Below are 18,978 nucleotides of genomic sequence, written 5' to 3'. Positions count from 1 at the left end.
GCGGGCAAGCCTCGCTCCTACAAGGGAACGCATAATCCTGTAGGAGCGAGGCTTGCCCGCGAAGGCGTCAGCAGCAACACCACAACACTCAAAACCCCATCTGCTTACTGATAATCTCGTTCATCACTTCCCGCGTCCCGCCACCAATCGACAAAATCCGGTTATCCCGGTACAGCCGCTCCACCAGGCTTTCACGCATATAACCCAAGCCCCCCAGAATCTGCACCGCATCCGTGGTAATCCGATCCGCCGTGTCCGTCGCGAAATTCTTCGCCATGGAAATCTCCTTGATCACACTCTGCCCCGCCGCCATTTTCGCCGCCTGGCGGTAGGTGAACTCCCGTGACACTTCCAGCGCCGTAGCCATTTCGGCGAGGCGATGCTTGAGCACCTGAAACTTGCCAATGGGCTTGCCGAACGCTTCACGCTGTCGGGCCCATTTCAGGCTTTCCTCCAGCGCCAGTTGCGCGGTCATGTTGGCCATCAGCGCCAACGCCAGGCGTTCGCTCTGGAAGTTGCCCATGATGCAAGCGAAGCCCATGTTCTCCGCGCCGATCAGATGGCCTACAGGTACGCGGCAATCATCGAAGAACAATTCAGCGGTGTCCGACGCCCACCAGCCCATTTTCTTCAACTGACGGCCTACGGTGAACCCTGGTGTGCCCTTCTCGATCAGCAAAAGGCTGATGCCACCAAAACCGGGCGCACCGGTGCGCACCGCGACGGTGTAGTAATCCGCACGCACGCCACTGGTGATAAAGGTTTTGCTGCCACTGACCCGGTAGACGTCGCCGTCACGCACGGCGCGGGTTTGCAGGTTGGCCACGTCGGAGCCACCGCTGGGCTCGGTGACGGCCAGGGCGCTGATCTTCTCGCCAGCCAGCACGGCCGGCACGATGCGATCGCGAACGTCCGGCCTGGCCCATTTGAGAATGGGCGGCAGACCGATGTCCAGCGAACCCAACCCGGCGACCAGACCGCCAGAACCGCAGCGCATCAACTCTTCGCTGGCGGCGATCTTGGCGAACAGATCACCTTCATGGCTGCCGCCCAGGGTTTCGGGGTAACCGATGCCCAGGATCCCCGCTGCACCGGCCTTGAGGTAGAGTTCGCGGGGAAAGCTTTCGGCTTCTTCCCACTGGTCGATGTCCGGAAGAATCTCGCGCTCGACGAAACGTCTGACGCTGTCGCGGACCAATTGGTGGCTGGGGTCGAAGTATTCCTGGAAGGCAGGCATCGGCGAACTCCATGGAAGGGTTCAGCGACGTTAACCGAGCGCTTGCTTGGTTTTCAACAGGATTGTGTGAATCAGATGGACCGAGGCGCTCCCTTCGCGGGCAAGCCTCGCTCCTACAGGGGATCACATTTCCCTGTAGGAGCGAGGCTTGCCCGCGAAGGCGTCAGCCCAAACACCAAAAATTACAAAGCAATCGGCTTACGCCCCGCAAACGAATGCGCCAACGTCCCGCCATCCACCAGCTCCAGCTCGCCACCCAACGGCACGCCGTGGGCAATGCGCGAGGCGATCAGGCCTTTGTTGCTGAGCAACTGGGCGATGTAGTGCGCCGTGGCTTCACCCTCGACCGTCGGGTTGGTCGCCAGGATGACTTCGGTAAAAGTGCCCGCTTCTTCGATCCGCGCCATCAATTGCGGAATCCCGATGGCTTCCGGCCCCAGCCCGTCGAGCGGCGACAGGTGGCCCTTGAGCACAAAGTAACGACCGCGGAAACCGGTCTGCTCCACCGCGTAGACGTCCATCGGCCCTTCCACCACGCACAGCAAGGTGTCGTCGCGGCGGTTATCGGCGCATTGCGGGCACAGGTCGTCTTCGGTCAGCGTGCGGCACAACCGGCAATGCCCCACCCCTTCCATCGCCTGGCTGAGTGCCAGGGCCAGTCGCGAGCCACCGCTGCGATCACGCTCGAGCAGCTGCAACGCCATGCGTTGGGCAGTTTTCTGACCCACACCTGGCAAAATTCGCAGGGCATCGATCAGTTGGCGAATCAAAGGGCTGAAGCTCATGGGGAAACGTCCGACAAAACAACGAGACGCGGTTTATACCCGCGCCTCTCTTTAGCGTCAAATACTCAGTCCTGCGCGACGCGCACCACCAGTTTGCCGAAGTTGCGTCCCTCCAGCAGGCCGATGAACGCCTCGGGTGCATTCTCAAGACCCTCGACCACATCTTCGCGGAATTTCACCTTGCCGTCGCGCACCCACGGCGCCATGGCGCTGACGAATTCCGGCTGACGATCACCGTAGTCGTCGAACACGATGAAGCCCTGAATCCGCACGCGCTTGGTCAGCAAGGTGCGCTGCAACTGTGGCAGGCGATCCGGACCGGTCGGCGCCTCGCTGGCGTTGTAGGAAGCGATCAGGCCGCACAGTGGAATCCGCGCCTTGGGGTTGAGCAACGGCACCACCGCGTCGAATACCTTGCCGCCGACGTTCTCGTAATAAATGTCGATGCCCTGGGGACACGCCTGAGCCAGCTCACCGGCGAAGTCGGGACTCTTGTGGTCGATGCAGGCGTCGAAACCCAACTCATCCACCACATAGCGGCACTTGTCCGCGCCACCGGCCACGCCGACCACACGCAGGCCTTTGATCTTCGCCACTTGCCCGACCACTGAACCCACCGCACCTGACGCCGCCGCGACCACAAGGGTTTCTCCGGAGGCTGGCTGGCCGATGTCCATCAAGCCCATGTAGGCAGTCATGCCCGGCATGCCGAGCACACCCAGCGCCATCGACGGGCTCGGCAGCCCGGACGGCACCGGAATGATATTGCGACCGTCGCTGATGCTGTGGCTCTGCCACCCGGTAGCGCCAACGACCAGGTCACCTTGCTGAAATTTCGGATTCAGCGAGCGCTCGACACGGCTGACGGCGCCACCGGTCATCACTTCGTCGATTGCCACCGGCGCCGCGTAGGACGGCGCGTCACTCATGCGGCCGCGCATGTAGGGATCCAGCGACAGGTACAGGGTTTTGAGCAATATCTGGCCATCCGCCAGGTCCGGCAGTGCTTCCCGCTCCAGGCGAAAATTCTCCGGCGTCGGTGCGCCCACCGGGCGGGACGCCAGGACGATACGTTGGTTGAGGGTCAATGCTTGTGGCATGTGAGCGTCTCCTTTGATCGATGAATTTGGCGGTATAGGGAAGCAGACCTTTGTGGCGGTCGGGTGTTCGATGTTTCTGTCGGGGACCGCGTCGCTTTCTTCGCGGGCAAGCCTCGCTCCTACAGGTATTGCATAGCACTTGTAGGAGCGAGGCTTGCCCGCGAAGGCAGCGTATCAGGCGCCGCATGACCAACAGACAGAAACAAAAATGCCAGGCGCAATGCCTGGCATTTTTTTGTAGCTCATCCGACGCGCTTTGGCGAATCAGAACGGCAGCTTCATCCCCGGTGGCAGTTGCATGCCAGCGGTCATGCCGGACATTTTGTCCTGGCTGTTGGCTTCGATCTTGCGCACGGCGTCGTTGACGGCGGCGGCGAATACGGCCTCCAGCATCTCTTTGTCGTCTTCACTCAGGCCTTCGACCAGGCTCGGATCGATGGTCACGCGCTTGACGTCGTGACGACCGGTCATCACCACGGTGACCATATCGCCACCCGCCTTGCCGGTGACTTCGGCGTTGGCCAGCTCTTCCTGCATCTTGGCCATTTTTTCCTGCATCTGCTGCGCCTGCTTCATCAGGCCGGCCATGCCACCTTTCATCATGGGAATCACCTCAAAGTACTTGGATAAAAACAGCGCCCGGCCCTTTCGGCCGAACGCCTTCAGTTATTAGCCCTGACTGACCAGGGCTTCGACAGGTTCAATAGTATCGTTACGGACCACCGCACCGAACTGCTGCATCATTTGCTGGATGAACGGATCACCGTGGATCGATTCTTCCGCTTCGCGCTGACGGTTGGCACGACGCCGGGATGCAGCCTGGGCCGGGGTCTCCTGCTCGGGCTTGATCAGCTCCATGCTCAGGGTCAGCGTGCGCCCGTGAAACTGGTTCAGCGCATCGTTGAGACGACGTTGCTGGGTCGCGTTGAACAAGGCGCTATGGGCCGGGTCCAGGTGCATCAGCCAGTGGTCACCTTCCACGGAGATCAGCGTGCAGTTGGCGGCGATGCTCCCGGTCATGCCGGAAATCGGCAGTTTCGGGAACAGTTCCAGCCATTGCAGGGCCAGACCGGTGGCGGGCATCGCGGCCGGCTCAGGCTCGGGTTCCGGCGCGGGTTCGGCGGCGTGTTCACTCGCCAGTTCGTCGAGATAGCTGTACGCCGAATCCATGTCCGGTTCGATGTAGTCCTCGTCCAGCGGCGGCTCGTCGTCGGGGTCGATGCCCCGTGTCGCGGCGTCGACGTCGGCCACGGAAGGTTCCGGGATCGGCGCAGCGGCCCATTCCGGCGCGTCTGGCACAACGCTGTCAGGCGTCGGCAACGGCATCGGGGGCAATTCGGGTTGTTCAGCGGCGGTTTCCAGCACCGGCTCGACGGCTGGCTGCTGGACGACTTCGGGCTCTACCGGATCATTCCACGGCAGGTCGACGACGGCTTCAACCGCTACCGGCTCAACAACGGGCTCCGGCACGATGACCGGTTCCGGCACGACAACGGCCGCAACCGGCTCAGGCTCGGGAGCAACCACCGGCGCGACCGGCGCGGCAACAACCGGTGCAACTGCCGCAGCGACTACCGGCGCAACAACCGGCGCGGCAGCCACTGAGTTTGCGGAATCAACTGTGGCCTGGCTGATCCCCACTGGCTTTAGCGGTTGCCTCGGCGCATCCGCGGTGTCTGCCGGGCGGAACGCGAGCATCCGCAGCAAGACCATTTCGAAGCCGCCGCGCGGGTCCGGCGCCAGCGGTAAATCGCGGCGGCCGATCAGGCCCATCTGGTAATAAAACTGCACGTCTTCGGCCGGCAAGGCCTGGGCCAGCGCCAGCACCCGATCACGGTCGCCGTGACCGTTGTCGACGCCTTCAGGCAAGGCCTGGGCGATGGCGACACGGTGCAGCACGTTGAGAATTTCCGAGAGCACGCCGTTCCAGTCCGGACCCTGTTCCGCCAGATGGCGGACGGCTTCGAGCAACGCCTTGGCGTCGCCTTCGATCAGCGAGTGCAGAACGTCATAGACCTGACCGTGATCGAGCGTGCCAAGCATCGCCCGTACATCGGCGGCCATGACCCGACCTTCACCGAAGGCAATCGCCTGATCGGTCAGGCTCATGGCATCGCGCATCGAACCGTCGGCGGCACGGCCCAGCAGCCACAGCGCGTCGTCTTCGAACGGTACGTTTTCGACGCCCAGCACGTGGGTCAAATGCTCGACCACCCGTTCAGGGGTCATGTTCTTCAGCGAGAACTGCAGGCACCGCGAAAGAATCGTTGCAGGAAGTTTCTGCGGGTCGGTGGTCGCCAGGATGAACTTGACGTAGGGCGGCGGCTCTTCGAGGGTTTTCAACAGCGCATTAAAGGAATGGCTGGAGAGCATGTGCACTTCGTCGATCAGGTAGACCTTGAAGCGACCGCGGCTCGGGGCGTACTGCACGTTGTCGAGCAGCTCGCGGGTGTCCTCGACCTTGGTCCGGCTCGCGGCGTCGATCTCGATCAGGTCGACGAAACGGCCTTCATCGATCTCGCGGCACACCGAACACTCGCCACACGGCGTCGAAGTGATACCCGTTTCACAGTTCAGGCATTTGGCGATGATCCGCGCGATGGTGGTCTTGCCGACCCCGCGCGTGCCCGTAAAGAGGTAAGCGTGGTGCAGCCGCTGGCTGTCCAAGGCATTGATCAGAGCCTTGAGCACATGGGTCTGGCCGACCATTTCGCGGAACGAGCGCGGACGCCATTTACGTGCAAGAACCTGATAACTCATCGAAAACCATCGCCACTGGGAAGCAGAAGCGGCTAATGCTAGCGGAGCAAGGCCAAAATTGCATCCGGCGCGCTCGTCTAATCTGGCTAAGCTGCACTTGCGGTGATTTTTATCGGCTCGATTTTCATCGATAGCGGAGCGTTTATGCGGCTGGCCTTGGGGGCACTGCTGTTGATGAGTCTGAACGTCATGGCTGCCAACGCGCCGCTGCGCTTCGTGGTGCCCGACAGTTGGGCGATGCCGATGGTGCAGCTTTATCAAGGCCAGCCGACCCAGGGCATCCTGCATGACGTGATGGTCAGCCTCGCGACCCAGGTTGGCGTTCCGGCCGAGTTTCACGTACTGCCGCGGGCCCGGGTGCAAAATGCCATGGAGCACGGCGAGATCGATGTCCGCTGCTACGCCGCGCAAACGTGGTCGCCAAACCAGTCCGGGGACTACATCTGGAGCATTCCGCTCTGGACCCAGCCGGACGTGCTGATCAGCCGGCACGAGTTGCAGGCCTCAATCGATCCGGCGAATTTGCCGCAACAATCCATCGGCACAGTGCTCGGCTACAGTTACCCCACCCTGCAACCGCTGTTCGACGCCGGGCGCCTGCTTCGCGAGGACGCGCGCAATCAGGAACAGGTCCTGGAAAAACTCATGGCCGGACGCTACCGCTATGCCGTGAGCAACCAATGGACGCTGGACTGGTTCAATCAGCGCCTGCTGCCTGAGCAGCAACTGCAAGGCGTTGCGGTGCTGCAAGTGCAGAGTGTCGGTTGTTACGTGCGCAACGACCCGAAAGTGCCCGTGCAACGCATCCTGCGCACGCTGCTGAGAATGAAAATGTCCGGGGAGATCGATGACATCATCCGCCTCTATGTCGGCAAACCCTGAACCTGTGGGAGTGAGCCTGCTCGCGATTGCGTACTTTCAGCCAGCACTTGCGTGATAGACACACCGTCATCGCGAGCAGGCTCGCTCCCACATTTGATCTTCATAGGTCTGACAGCCTCAGGCTGTTTGATCGAGCGCTCGCCACTGCGCTGGCGCGACAAAACCTTCAACCCAGCCCGGCACATCATCCGCCGGCATCGGCCGGGCAATGAAATAGCCCTGGGCAACGTCGCACCCCAACTGCATCAACAGCTCGCCATGCTCGATACTTTCCAGCCCTTCGGCGATCACTTGTCGGCCAAACGCGCGGGCCAGGCCAATCACTGCGGTGGTGAGGGCCAGGTCGTCGCGATCATGCAGAATGTCGCGGATAAACGACTTGTCGATCTTGATGGTCTGGGTGCGCAAGCGCTTGAGGTAGTTCAAGGACGAATAACCGGTGCCGAAGTCGCCCAGTGAAAACTGCACGCCGAGCGCCTGACAGGCCTGCAGACAGGCGCTGACATGCTGGATGTTTTCTATCGCCACCGACTCGACGATTTCCAGATCCAGCATCTGCGGCGCGACCCGGGCATGCCGGGCGAGCACCTGTCTGAGCCGGTCGACGAAATCCGCTCGCTGGAAATGCCGGGCGGCGATGTTGACGCTGATCGGCCAGCCCTGCCCCGCTTGCTGCCAACGGTCCAACTGCATCAACACCTGATCCATCACCCATTCACCGATATCGATGATCAGGTCCGTCTCCTCCACCATCGGCAAAAACTCTCGGGCCGGCACCATGCCATTTTGCGGATGCTCCCAACGCAAGAGCGCCTCGAAGCCGACGACGACACCACGACGCATGTTCACTTTTGGCTGGAAATGCACACGCAGCTCGCCGGCGGCCAACGCCTGCCGAACCCGTTCGACGGTCTGGTGAGTGGCCTTGACCTCTCGATCCCGGAACACGTCGAACAAATGAAAGCGATTGCGCCCGCTCTGCTTGGCCACGTACATCGCCTGATCGGCGTGACGCAGCAAGGTTTCGGCATCTTGATTGTCATCGGGGAACAGGGTGACGCCGATGCTGGCAAATACATTCAGGGTCTTGCCCCGCAGCTGGTACGGCGCCGAAATCGCACCCAGCACACGGTTCAGCGCCGCGCGCAGCTCCGGCACATCACGCACATAGCGCAACACCAGCACGAACTCGTCACCGGCCAGCCGCGCCACCACATCCTCGCCGCGAACAATGTCGCGCAAACGCTTGGCCACCTCCACCAGCAACAGATCGCCACTGGCATGCCCGTAACCGTCGTTGACCGCCTTGAAGCCGTCGAGGTCGAGCATGCACACCGCCAGCGGGATGTTTTCCTCACGCGAGAACGCCAGCGCCTGATCCAGCAGGTCCGAGAGAAACGCGCGATTGGGCAGCCCGGTCAGCACGTCATGGCCGACCCGCCATTGCAGGGAATGCAGCAGTTGGCGCTTTTCGCTGATGTCGAAACGGATCGCCAGGTAACGATGAATCCGCCCGGTGGCGTCATCCAGCAGCGGCACCAGCGTACTTTCGACCCAATACAGACTGCCATTCTTGGCGCGATTGCAGATCTCGCCCTTCCAGACATTGCCCAGCGCAATGGTGCGCCACATGCCGGCGAAGAAATCAGCGGAGTGCAGGCCGGAATTGAGCAGGCGATGGTTCTGCCCGAGCAGTTCTTCGCGGCTGTAACCGGAGACGGCGCAGAACTGATCGTTGACGTAGGTAATCCGGCCGGTCAGATCGGTCTCGGAAAAAATTGCGGCGGCGTCCACGGCCCTGCGGTATTTCTCATCCATGAGTCAGGCTCACTGTCGCTAGCGGTGGTACCGCTCGACCAGCGCAAAATGCCCGGAAGAGATGTTTTGATTCGTACTGCGCAGAGCCACGTGATCACTCCAGGAACAGCGATTGATGGCCCTTTGGCCGCCGAAGATCAACTAGGCTCAAAGACCCGGACAAAGGGCAGCAACAACGATTTCGATAACATTTTGCAAGGCTTCAGGGAGGCTTCGGCACTCCACTTATTGTTCAAGGGAGCACCGTACTGGCTCTTTCGCATCAGCCAAACTTACGCAAACAGGTCACAAAATACCCTTTGGAGGAGGCAATTCTACGAAATGCATCACATTTTGCAAAGCAAGGTGATGGATCATGCAGTTGTCTAATGCAAAAATCTATCGTTAAGTTCTTGATTCTAAATGGGAATTGAGCGATGCAAATTTCAAGTTTGGGTTCAGCCATTCGGCGTTACCGCAAGGTCGCGGGGCTTACTCAGGCTGAACTCGGCGAAAAAACCGGTTTTGACCCGAAAACCATCAGCCGTTTTGAAACCGGCACCTACACCCCCAGCGTGGAAGCCCTGTTCCTGCTTGCCGGCGTGCTGGGGGTGAAACTGAAAGCCTTCTTCGCAGATTTGGGCGATGAGGATGAACAGCGGGCGTACCTGTTCGGAGTCATCCACAAAGCCACCCCGAAGGATCTGGGAAAGCTGATTGCAGCGGTTGACCAGGCCATGTCCAAGCCTTAGTGGCAGAAATGAAAAAAGGAGGCCGACTTGTCGTGATTCGACAGGTCGGCCTCCTTTTTTGCGCCTGTTTTCAAAACGGAAACGACGAAAAATCCGCCCTGGACGAAATCCATGGCAGAGCAACAAGACGGTATTTTTTGATGAAAAACGCGAGAGAAGGCTCGCGGTGCGTTATGGAGGCAACCCCACCAGCCACACCCCGGCACACAATGTTCCCGCTGTGGCTGCTTCCTTCCGGATCTGACCAGGTTCACGGGTAATCGTTGCGGGGGGACCGATGGGGTCACCATAACGACGCTCACCTGACGGCGAGCCGCGCCATTGTACCTATCTGAGGCGAAGTTACAACCGTTCGGGCGGATTAAAAAATATGAGCGGCTTCAAGGACATGCGCAGTCCTGAAAAGAGCGCAGGCGCCTACAGGTCCTGCACCACTTCATCCGCCCTGCCGCCCTCCTGCTGGATCACCAGATGAATGAAGTGCAACTTGGCAATCACCGCCGGCGGCAATACGAACGGGTAGAAATCCGGCTGGCCCATGCTGCGCGACAGTTCGTTGAGCATGCCGGCGAGTTCGATCCACGCATTGACGAATGACAGGAACGCCGCGCCGCCGGGATGCTGCGGATCATAGAGGGTGCTGGACGGGAATGGCTGGTAGTCGAAATCCATTTCCCGCGCACTCATGCCGAAGCCGAGGGCGGTGTCCACCGCGTCCATCATGTGCAGGTAATGCGCCCAGGTTTCGGCCCAGTCTTCCCAGGGATGCATGGTGGCGTAGGCGCTGACGAAATGTTGCTGCCAGTCGAGCGGCGCGCCTTGCTGGTAATGCCGGTCGAGCGCCTCGGCGTAACTCGCGCGCTCGTCGCCGAACACGTCACGAAACGGTTCCAGCCACTGGCTGCTGGCGATCAGCCGGTCCCAATAATAATGCCCGACCTCATGACGAAAGTGCCCGAGCAACGTGCGATACGGTTCGTGCATCTGCACCCGCACCTGCTCGCGGTGCGCGTCGTCGGCTTCTTTGATATCGAGGGTGATCAGGCCGTTGGCATGGCCCGTGGTCGGCGGCTTGCCTTCGAGGTCGACGCCGATGAAATCGAAGGCCAGCCCGCTCTCTTCGTCCACGGTTTTGGGGATGACCTGCAAACCCAGGCTGACCAGTTGCGCGACCAGCCGACGCTTGGCGATTTCGACCTTGCGCCAGCGATCGTGATTCTCGGGAAGCGATAAATCAGGAATGGTGTGATTCAGGCTACAGGCGATGCACAAGGTTTCGTGATCATTGGCCGGCAATAGCCAGTTGCAGGCGGCCGGGGTGTCGAGATTGGCGCAGCGCCGGAAGATACCCGCGCCGGGATCGGCATCGAGAATCCAGGTATCGGCCTGCGAAGCGGGCTGTAACGATGATAAGCGACTCTGCTCAGGCTGATAGCCCAAGGCCGCTAAACAGGCCAGGCACTGGCTGTTGCGAAAGAACAGCGACTGCCCGCAGCGACAATGCCAGACCTTGCTGTTGCGCGAGCTTTCGCCAATGAAAGGCGCGGCGATGCGTGAGCTGAGCTGTTCGAAGAAGCGGTGCATGGCGATCTCTCCCTGGGCTTGCCAAGACTAGATCATGATTGGTTACCGATCGTTCCCGGATTTTGCGTGATGGCGAATATCGCCTTCGCGAGCAGGCTCACTCCTACAGGTAACCGCGTTCTTCCAGTAGGAATGCGGTCAAATGTGGGAGCGAGCCTGCTCGCGATTGGCATCACACAGAAATACCGTGGTTGCTCAAAAACGCGACAAACGCCTCTTCATCCAGCACCTTCAACCCCAGCTCATTGGCCTTGGCCAACTTCGAACCAGCCCCCGGCCCGGCCACCACGCAATGGGTCTTGGCCGACACCGAACCGGCCACTTTGGCGCCGAGGCTTTCGAGCTTGTCCTTGGCAACATCGCGGCTCATCAATTCCAGCGAGCCGGTCAGCACCCAGGTCTGCCCTGCCAGCGGCAAGCCTTCGACGACCTTCTTCTCGCTCTGCCAATGCATGCCGAAATCGCGCAGCTGCTTTTCAGCAGCTTCAGCGATCTGACGATTTTCGGCGATGGCAAAGAACTCGCGAACCGAATTGGCCTGTTTCTCTGGCAAGGCCTGGCGCATGTCCAGCCAGTCAGCAGAAAACACACCCTCCAGCGAACCGAATTTTTCCGCCAGCTTCTGCGCCCCGCCCGGCCCGACCGAAGGAATGTGCAGCTTATCGAGGAAACCGCCCAGCGTGGTGCTTGCCGCAAACTCGGCGCCCAACTCGCCCTGATCCTGAATCTGCAGGCCATGCTTGAGCAGTTCGGCGATCACCTGCTGGTTATGCGCATCTTCGAAGAAGCTGTGAATTTCGTGAGCCACTTCCAGGCCGACATCCGGCAAGTACGTGAGCACTTGCGGCAACGCCTGCTGAACCCGCTCCAGCGAGCCGAGGGAGCGTGCCAGCACCTTGGCCGTCTCTTCGCCGACATCGGGAATGCCGAGGGCGTAGATGAAGCGCGCCAGGCCCGGCTTTTTGCTGTCTTCGATGGCGCTGAGCAGGTTCTTGCTCGACAGCTCGGCAAAGCCTTCGAGATCGACGATTTGCTCGAACGTCAGGGCGTACAGATCGGCCGGCGAACTCACCAGGCCTTCGTCCACCAACTGCTCGACGCTCTTCTCGCCCAAACCTTCGATGTCCATCGCTCGACGGGAAACGAAGTGAATGATCGCCTGCTTGAGTTGCGCACCGCAGGCCAGGCGACCGACACAGCGATACACCGCGCCCTCGCTGATGGTCTCGCGCCCCTTGCTGCGCTTGACCAATTGTGTGCGTTCGACATGCGAACCGCACACCGGGCACTGTTCAGGAATCTGCACTGGCCGTGCGTTTTCCGGGCGGCGCTCCATGACCACTTGCACCACCTGCGGAATCACGTCGCCCGCGCGGCGGATGATCACGGTGTCGCCGATCATCAGCCCCAGACGCGCCACTTCGTCCATGTTGTGCAGCGTCGCGTTGGCCACGGTGACGCCCGCCACCTTGACCGGTTTCAAGCGCGCCACCGGCGTTACGGCACCGGTTCGCCCGACCTGGAATTCCACGTCGAGCAATTCGGTGAGTTCTTCCATCGCCGGGAATTTATGGGCAATCGCCCAGCGCGGTTCGCGGGCGCGGAAGCCCAATTCACGTTGGGAGGCGATGCTGTTGACCTTGAACACCACGCCGTCGATTTCATAGGCGAGGCTGTTGCGGCGCTCACCGATGTCGCGGTAGTAATCCAGGCATTCATCGATGCCGTGTGCCAGTTTCAGCTCGCGACTGATCGGCATGCCCCATGCCTGAAGCTGCTTCAGATTGCCGATGTGAGTGTCGGCAATCTCCGCCGAAACCTGGCCGATGCCGTAGCAGCAGAATTCCAGCGGACGGTTGGCAGTGATCTTCGAATCCAGCTGCCGCAAGCTGCCCGCCGCCGCGTTGCGCGGGTTGGCGAAGGTCTTGCCGCCGACTTCCAGCTGCGTGGCGTTGAGCCGTTCGAAACCGGCCTTGGACATGAACACTTCGCCGCGTACTTCCAGGGTCGCCGGCCAGCCGGTGCCTTGCAGTTTGAGCGGAATATTACGCACGGTGCGTACGTTGACACTGATGTCTTCACCGGTGGTGCCGTCACCGCGCGTTGCGCCGCGCACCAGCACACCGTCCAGATAAAGCAGGCTGACCGCCAGGCCATCGAGCTTCGGTTCGCAGCTGTACTCCACCGCCGCCCCGCCGCCAAACAAGTCGCCGGCTGGCAGGTCGAGGCCTTCAGTCACCCGACGATCGAACTCGCGCATGTCGGTTTCTTCGAAGGCGTTGCCGAGGCTGAGCATCGGCACTTCGTGACGCACCTGGGTGAACGCCGACAGCGCCGCGCTGCCGACGCGCTGGGTTGGCGAGTCGCTGGTGATGAGGTCAGGGTTGGCTGCTTCGAGGGCCTTGAGCTCATGGAACAACCGGTCGTACTCGGCGTCCGGAATGCTCGGCTCGTCCATCACGTGGTAGCGATAGTTGTGCTGATCCAGCTCAGCGCGCAGCTCTAGAATGCGGGTTTTGGCGGCGGTCATGGGTGTTCTCTCATAAAGCAAAAGAGCAGCCGAGGCTGCTCAATCTGTGGTGCGGCGTAGATTCAATGTAGGAGCCGGCTTGCTGGCGATGGTGTGTCAGTAGACATAGATGTATCTGATCCACCATCGCCAGCAAGCCGGCTCCTACAAAGTGCGGGAGTCGCGTCATGAACGCCCGCACATTGCCAATATCAGCGCTTCTGGGTCAGGGCGCGGCGTTCGAATTCGACGATGCGCTGACGGTAATGCTCGATCGTCTGGGCGGTCAGTACGCTGCGCTGGTCGTCTTTCAGTTCGCCGTTCAGCTCCTGGGACAGTTTGCGCGCCGCAGCCACCATCACGTCGAAGGCCTGCTTCGGATGACGCGGGCCTGGCAGGCCGAGGAAGAAGCTCACGGCCGGTGTGCTGAAGTGGTCGATGTCGTCCAGATCGAAGACGCCCGGCTTGACCGCATTGGCCATGGAGAACAGGACTTCGCCGTTGCCAGCCATGCTTTCGTGACGGTGGAAAATGTCCATCTCGCCGAAGCGCAGACCGCTTTCGAGGATGTTCTGCAACAGCGCCGGGCCTTTGAAGCCAGCAGCGTCGCGGCAGATCACGCTGATCACCAGCACTTCTTCGGCTTGCGGTTGTTCTTTGTCGCTGACCGAAGGCGAAGACTTGGCGTCAACCGGGAAATCGTCGTCACGGCTGCTGAAGCTCGGGCCGCCGTCCAGGTCCAGGCTGAGGTTCATATCGCCTTGCGACGGCTCGCCATGGCCACGCTTGCCGCGCTTGGAACCCGACTCACGGGGCTCACGGGCAGGCATGCTCACCGACGGCAGATCGTGCTCGTCCAGTTGCGGTTCTTTGTGGGTATCCAGAACGCGCGGCGGGCCCAACAGCTCGGCGCTGGTGTCCTCGTCCGGCAAATTGGACAGACTTCGATCAAGACGGAACTTCAATTTTCCCTTGCCGCCGCGCATACGGCGCCAGCCATCGAAAAGAATACCGGCAATGACAATAATGCCGATGACGATCAGCCACTCGCGCAGACCGATTTCCATGTAATCCCGTGCCTCTATAAAAAATGCTGAAAAATAAGGGGTTTACAACTCGTAAACCGCTTTAAAACGTGGCGCCAACTCTATGTTCTGACAGGCGTTTTGCCCACGTATACGAAAAATTGACATTAAACTAGCACGACCAAAGGCAACTTTACACCGTCTGTCACAATGGCTTGCGCGAATATGTCGATTAGCCAGCAAGTAGAGGAAGGTAAATAAGTCCTACGGACAAAAAATACTCAACCTACAGACGCCGACTCAGGCATCCACCATCGCCATCGCCTCCTCGACATCCACTGCCACCAGACGCGAGCAACCCGGTTCGTGCATCGTCACCCCCATCAATTGATCGGCCATTTCCATGGCGATCTTGTTGTGGGTGATATAGATGAACTGCACCGTCTGCGACATCTCTTTCACCAGCCGGGCGTAGCGTCCAACGTTAGCGTCATCCAGCGGCGCGTCAACTTCATCGAGCATGCAGAACGGCGCCGGATTCAACTTGAAGATCGCAAAAACCAGGGCCAATGCGGTCAGGGCTTTTTCGCCACCGGAGAGCAAATGGATGGTGCTGTTCTTCTTTCCGGGCGGCTGCGCCATGATCGTCACCCCTGTATCGAGTAGATCTTCGCCCGTCAGTTCCAAATACGCGCGCCCTCCACCGAAAACTTTTGGGAAAAGCGCCTGTAAACCGCCATTGATCTGATCAAAGGTATCCTTGAAGCGGTTGCGGGTTTCCTTGTCGATCTTGCGGATCACGTTCTCGAGGGTGTCCAGCGCTTCGACCAGATCGTCGTTCTGCGCATCCAGATAACGTTTACGCTCGGATTGTTGCTGATATTCGTCGATGGCCGCGAGGTTGATCGCGCCGAGGCGCTGAATGCGTGCGGCAATGCGTTCGAGTTCCTCTTCGGCGTCCTTCTCGCTGGCTTCGGTGGTCAGCGTGGCGAGTACGCCGTGCAGGTCGTAACCGTCTTCCAGCAACTGATCTTCCAGGGTCTTGCGGCGCACGGTCAGGGCTTGCCATTCCATGCGCTGGGTTTCCATCTGGCCACGAATCAACTGCGATTGCTGCTCGGCCTGGTGGCGGCGTTTTTCGGCGTCACGCAATTCGCGGTCGGCGTCTTCGAGGGCAATCTGTGCGGTCTTGAGTTCTTCGTCGACGGTCATGCGCTTGTCGAGCAACTCTTCAAGCTTCAGACGCAGCTCTTCCAGCGGCGCCTCGCCCTCCTCCAGATTGAGGCTGAGCTGTTCGCGTTTTTCGGTCAGGCGCTCGGACTGCATTTCCAGCCGTTCCAGCGCCTGACGCGTCGAGTCGTGTTGCGCCTTGAGCGAACCCAGGCGCACCGCCAATTGATGCGCGTGATCCTTGTGCTGCCGGGCTTCCTGACGCACGCGATCAAGGCGCTCGCGCAGGCTGTCGCGCTGGGCCAGCAGCAGCTCACGCTGCTCGGTGTCCAGTGCCATGGCGTCGAGAGCTTCCTGCAATTGCAGGCGCGCTTCGCCGATGTTTTCGTGTTCCAACGCGCGCTGCTCGGCCAGCTCGGTGAGTTCTTCATCGAGCCGTGTACGGCGCAAGGTCAGTTGCTCGACCTTGGCTTTGCCGGCGGACAACTGGGCTTTCAATTCGCCTTGCTGACGCGCTTCGTCCTGCAGCAAACGGCGCAAATGTTCGCGACCGTTTTCCTGCTGTCGTTGCTGCGCCCGCAGATTCTGAAGTTGGGTTTCGAGGGTTTCGACCGTGGCTTCACGCTCTTCGCGCTCAACGCTCAAGCGCTGGATTTCCTGACCGCGAGCCAACACGCCACTTTCCGCTTCGCTGGCGCGGCGCACCCGTAAAAAGTGCCGGCCGACCCAGTAACCATCACGGCTGATCAGGCTCTGACCGGCGGTTAACTGACTGCGCATTGCCAAGGCCTGTTCGAGGTTTTCAACCGGCTTGACCTGCCCCAGCCACGGCGACAGATCGATCTGCGCCTCGACCTTGTCGAGCAAGCTGCCTGGCACGCGCACGCCATCGCTGGCGGGGCTGAGCAATCGCAAATCGCCTTGGGCAAAACCGGCCAGGTCGAAACCGCCGAAATCGTCCACCAGCACCGCTTGCAGATCGGCGCCGAGCACGGTTTCCACCGCCAGCTCCCAACCGGCTTCAACCTTGAGGCCTTCGGCCAGGCGTGGACGATCCGCCAGGTGTTGTTCGCGCAACCATTCAGCGGTGCCGGTGCCCGGATCGAGCGCGGCTTGCTGCAAGGCTTCAAGCGAAGCGAGACGGCCGTTGAGACGCTGCAAATCGCCCTGCGCCTGTTGCTGCGCCGACAACGCTTGCTGCAATTCCTGACGCAGTTGCTCAAGTCGCTCGACCTGCGCTTCTTCACTGGCCTGCAAGTCTTCGAGCGTGGCCTCGGAAGCGGCCAACTGCTCGCTGAGTTCCATGATCGCCGCGTCTTCCGGGTCCGCCGAAAGCAAGGCGCGTTCTTCGCCGAGACGCTTCTGTCGATCAGCCAAACGCTCCATGCTGGTTTCCAGCTGCTGGATGCGCGACTGCTGGACTTCGGACTGGCGACGCGGCTCGGCGGCGGTCAGGTTGAACGTGTCCCACTGCTCCTGCCAGCCGTGCATGGTGGTTTCGGATTCTTCCAGCGCGGCGGCGGCTTCTTCGGCGGCGGCGCTGGTGACTTCCTGCTCCGGCGTGAGCATGTCCAGCTCTTCGCCGAGGGTCAGCAGCAACGTGCGGTCGTGACCCAGGTGAGATTCGGTTTCCAGACGCGCGCGCTCGGCTTCTTTCAGATCGTCTTGCAGCTGACGCAAGCGCTGCTGGCCGTGCTGGATGCTCTGCTCGACCCGGGCGATGTCGCCACCGACCGAATAGAAACGCCCCTGCACCAGATTGAAGCACTCCGACAGGTCATGGTGCCCGTCGCGAAAGCGTTCGATGCTCGCGTCGGCGTTGCGCTGCTCGGCCACCAGCGCTTCGAACGTGACTTCCTGGGTGCCAATGATCGCTTCGCGCTGGCCGACCTGTTCGTTCAAGGCCTGCCAGCGCAGGGCCGACAGTTGCGCCTTGAGTTGACGCTCCTCGCCCTTGTATTCCTGATACTTCTTGGCCGCTTCCGCTTGGCGGTGCAGGCGTTCAAGCTGACGCGTCAGCTCTTCGCGCAGGTCCGTCAGGCGCTCCAGGTTTTCGTGGGTGCGACGAATGCGGTTTTCGGTCTCGCGCCGGCGCTCCTTGTACTTGGAGATGCCCGCCGCTTCTTCAATGAAGTTGCGCAAGTCTTCGGGCTTGGACTCGATCAGCTTGGAGATCATCCCCTGCTCGATGATCGAGTAGCTGCGCGGGCCCAGGCCGGTACCGAGGAAGATGTCGGTGATATCGCGGCGACGGCACTTGGTGCCGTTGAGGTAATAGGTGGTCTGGCTGTCGCGGGTCACTTTGCGGCGAATGGAAATTTCCGCATAGGCGGCGTATTCGCCAAGCAGGGTGCCGTCGGTGTTGTCGAACACCAGCTCGATGCTGGCCTGGCTCACCGGTTTGCGGCTGGTCGAACCGTTGAAGATGACGTCGGTCATCGACTCGCCGCGCAAGTTCTTGGCCGAGCTCTCGCCCATCACCCAGCGCACGGCGTCGATGATGTTCGATTTGCCGCAGCCATTGGGCCCGACCACCGCCGCCATGTTACTGGGGAAGTTCACCGTGGTCGGATCGACGAAGGATTTGAACCCCGCCAGCTTGATGCACTTGAGCCGCACGCTTAAGCGTCCGTCAGGGCAGAAATCACCAGATCGCAACTGCGCTGGCAATACGCGGTCAGCACGGTGCGAATCAGCGCATGGTCACGGGCGATCACGGCCGCGAGCAAGCGTTCGAACAGTTCCAGATACTCGCTCATCGAGGCCTTGCGCTGCTCCAGGGCAAGGAAATACGCACGGCTCATGGCCGGTTGCAGATTCTCGACGGTTTCCTGCAAGTACGGGTTGTTGGCAAACCCGTACGTGGCGCGCATCACATTGAAACTGTCGTCGACGAAGGCATGGATGTCCTGGCGCTCGTAGCTCGCGGTCAGGCGCTGCTGGATCTGCACGAACGGCGCCAGGTCGGCTTGGACTTGCCAGCCAGTGGCCACGGCATTGGCGAGCAGGATGTACATCTCGCCCATCAGCGCGCACAGGCTCTGCACCTTGTGGGCGGTGAGTTCGGTCACATGCGCGCCGCGTCGCGGCAGGATCGCGATCAGGTGGCGACGCTCGAGGATCAGCAAGGCTTCGCGGACCGAGCCGCGGCTGACATTGAGGGCCAGCGTGACCTTCTGTTCCTGGATGCGCTCCCCGGGCTTCATTTCGCCACGAATGATGCGTTCGGCGAGGTGGTGAGCAATTTGCTCGGCGAGGCTGTCCGGCGCCTTGAACGTCATGGGTGTCCTTCAAATTCTTCGATCTGTACAAGCGGCGCAGTGTAGCGCACATGAGGGGTCATGGCGGAGTGCCCACTCGGCGGTTTTTGGCACGAA

Annotated in this window: 13 protein-coding genes and 1 other RNA gene; 2 read left to right on the top strand and 12 right to left on the bottom strand. The window is 60.7% G+C overall.

Annotated features, from left to right (window positions below):
* Window positions 1-88: 88 nt before the first annotated feature.
* The 5 genes from KGA82_RS20395 to dnaX all read right to left on the bottom strand — a co-directional run bounded on the left by KGA82_RS20395 (window position 89) and on the right by dnaX (window position 5,882).
* Complete coding sequence (locus tag KGA82_RS20395) at window positions 89-1,237, bottom strand: acyl-CoA dehydrogenase family protein (RefSeq protein WP_223452158.1); 1,149 nt, start codon at window positions 1,235-1,237, stop codon at window positions 89-91.
* A 182-nt stretch (window positions 1,238-1,419) separates the two neighbouring features.
* On the bottom strand, window positions 1,420-2,022 hold the full coding sequence (gene recR / locus KGA82_RS20390) for a recombination mediator RecR (RefSeq protein WP_008028557.1): 603 nt from the start codon (window positions 2,020-2,022) through the stop codon (window positions 1,420-1,422).
* A gap of 65 nt (window positions 2,023-2,087) precedes the next feature.
* The gene (locus KGA82_RS20385; protein ID WP_223452150.1) at window positions 2,088-3,122 is read right to left on the bottom strand and encodes an NADP-dependent oxidoreductase; all 1,035 of its coding nucleotides are present in this window, start codon (window positions 3,120-3,122) and stop codon (window positions 2,088-2,090) included.
* Window positions 3,123-3,386: 264 nt separating this feature from the next.
* Window positions 3,387-3,725 carry a YbaB/EbfC family nucleoid-associated protein gene (locus KGA82_RS20380; RefSeq protein WP_008028561.1) on the bottom strand — a complete coding sequence of 113 codons (339 nt, stop codon included), beginning with the start codon at window positions 3,723-3,725 and terminating at the stop codon, window positions 3,387-3,389.
* Between the two features lie 66 nt (window positions 3,726-3,791).
* On the bottom strand, window positions 3,792-5,882 hold the full coding sequence (dnaX, locus tag KGA82_RS20375; protein WP_223452147.1) for a DNA polymerase III subunit gamma/tau: 2,091 nt from the start codon (window positions 5,880-5,882) through the stop codon (window positions 3,792-3,794).
* A 144-nt stretch (window positions 5,883-6,026) separates the two neighbouring features.
* Between dnaX and KGA82_RS20370 the strand changes: the two genes are divergently transcribed.
* On the top strand, window positions 6,027-6,764 hold the full coding sequence (locus tag KGA82_RS20370; RefSeq protein ID WP_223434377.1) for a substrate-binding periplasmic protein: 738 nt from the start codon (window positions 6,027-6,029) through the stop codon (window positions 6,762-6,764).
* 117 nt (window positions 6,765-6,881) lie between these two features.
* Here KGA82_RS20370 and KGA82_RS20365 read toward each other — a convergent pair whose 3' ends face one another.
* Complete coding sequence (locus tag KGA82_RS20365) at window positions 6,882-8,582, bottom strand: putative bifunctional diguanylate cyclase/phosphodiesterase (protein ID WP_223452144.1); 1,701 nt, start codon at window positions 8,580-8,582, stop codon at window positions 6,882-6,884.
* 416 nt (window positions 8,583-8,998) lie between these two features.
* Here KGA82_RS20365 and KGA82_RS20360 point away from each other — a divergent pair, with 416 nt between their 5' ends.
* The gene (locus tag KGA82_RS20360; protein ID WP_008028568.1) at window positions 8,999-9,313 is read left to right on the top strand and encodes a helix-turn-helix domain-containing protein; all 315 of its coding nucleotides are present in this window, start codon (window positions 8,999-9,001) and stop codon (window positions 9,311-9,313) included.
* A 183-nt stretch (window positions 9,314-9,496) separates the two neighbouring features.
* Here KGA82_RS20360 and ffs read toward each other — a convergent pair.
* The 6 genes from ffs to KGA82_RS20330 form a co-directional block, all read right to left on the bottom strand.
* Window positions 9,497-9,593: signal recognition particle sRNA small type (gene ffs / locus KGA82_RS20355), an RNA gene on the bottom strand.
* Window positions 9,594-9,730: 137 nt separating this feature from the next.
* A complete protein-coding gene (locus tag KGA82_RS20350) occupies window positions 9,731-10,897 on the bottom strand; it encodes a putative zinc-binding metallopeptidase (RefSeq protein ID WP_223452143.1) in 1,167 nt (388 codons plus the stop codon).
* A 172-nt stretch (window positions 10,898-11,069) separates the two neighbouring features.
* Window positions 11,070-13,427: an NAD-dependent DNA ligase LigA gene (gene ligA / locus KGA82_RS20345; RefSeq protein ID WP_223452142.1), complete on the bottom strand. Its 2,358-nt coding sequence runs from the start codon at window positions 13,425-13,427 to the stop codon at window positions 11,070-11,072.
* A 191-nt stretch (window positions 13,428-13,618) separates the two neighbouring features.
* Window positions 13,619-14,473: a cell division protein ZipA gene (gene zipA, locus KGA82_RS20340; protein ID WP_008027358.1), complete on the bottom strand. Its 855-nt coding sequence runs from the start codon at window positions 14,471-14,473 to the stop codon at window positions 13,619-13,621.
* Window positions 14,474-14,731: 258 nt separating this feature from the next.
* Window positions 14,732-18,220, bottom strand: coding sequence for a chromosome segregation protein SMC (gene smc, locus KGA82_RS20335; protein WP_223452141.1), 3,489 nt, complete (start codon window positions 18,218-18,220; stop codon window positions 14,732-14,734).
* A gap of 2 nt (window positions 18,221-18,222) precedes the next feature.
* Entirely contained in the window at window positions 18,223-18,882 is a 660-nt protein-coding gene (locus KGA82_RS20330) for a GntR family transcriptional regulator (protein ID WP_008037757.1), read from the bottom strand.
* Between the last annotated feature and the right edge of the window lie 96 nt (window positions 18,883-18,978).

The sequence above is a fragment of the Pseudomonas sp. BF-RE-22 genome (genome assembly GCF_019956155.1).
GTDB classification, from domain to species: domain Bacteria; phylum Pseudomonadota; class Gammaproteobacteria; order Pseudomonadales; family Pseudomonadaceae; genus Aquipseudomonas; species Aquipseudomonas migulae.
The sequence above is the reverse complement of the archived record's forward strand: the minus strand, read 5'-3'. Positions and strand labels throughout refer to the sequence as shown.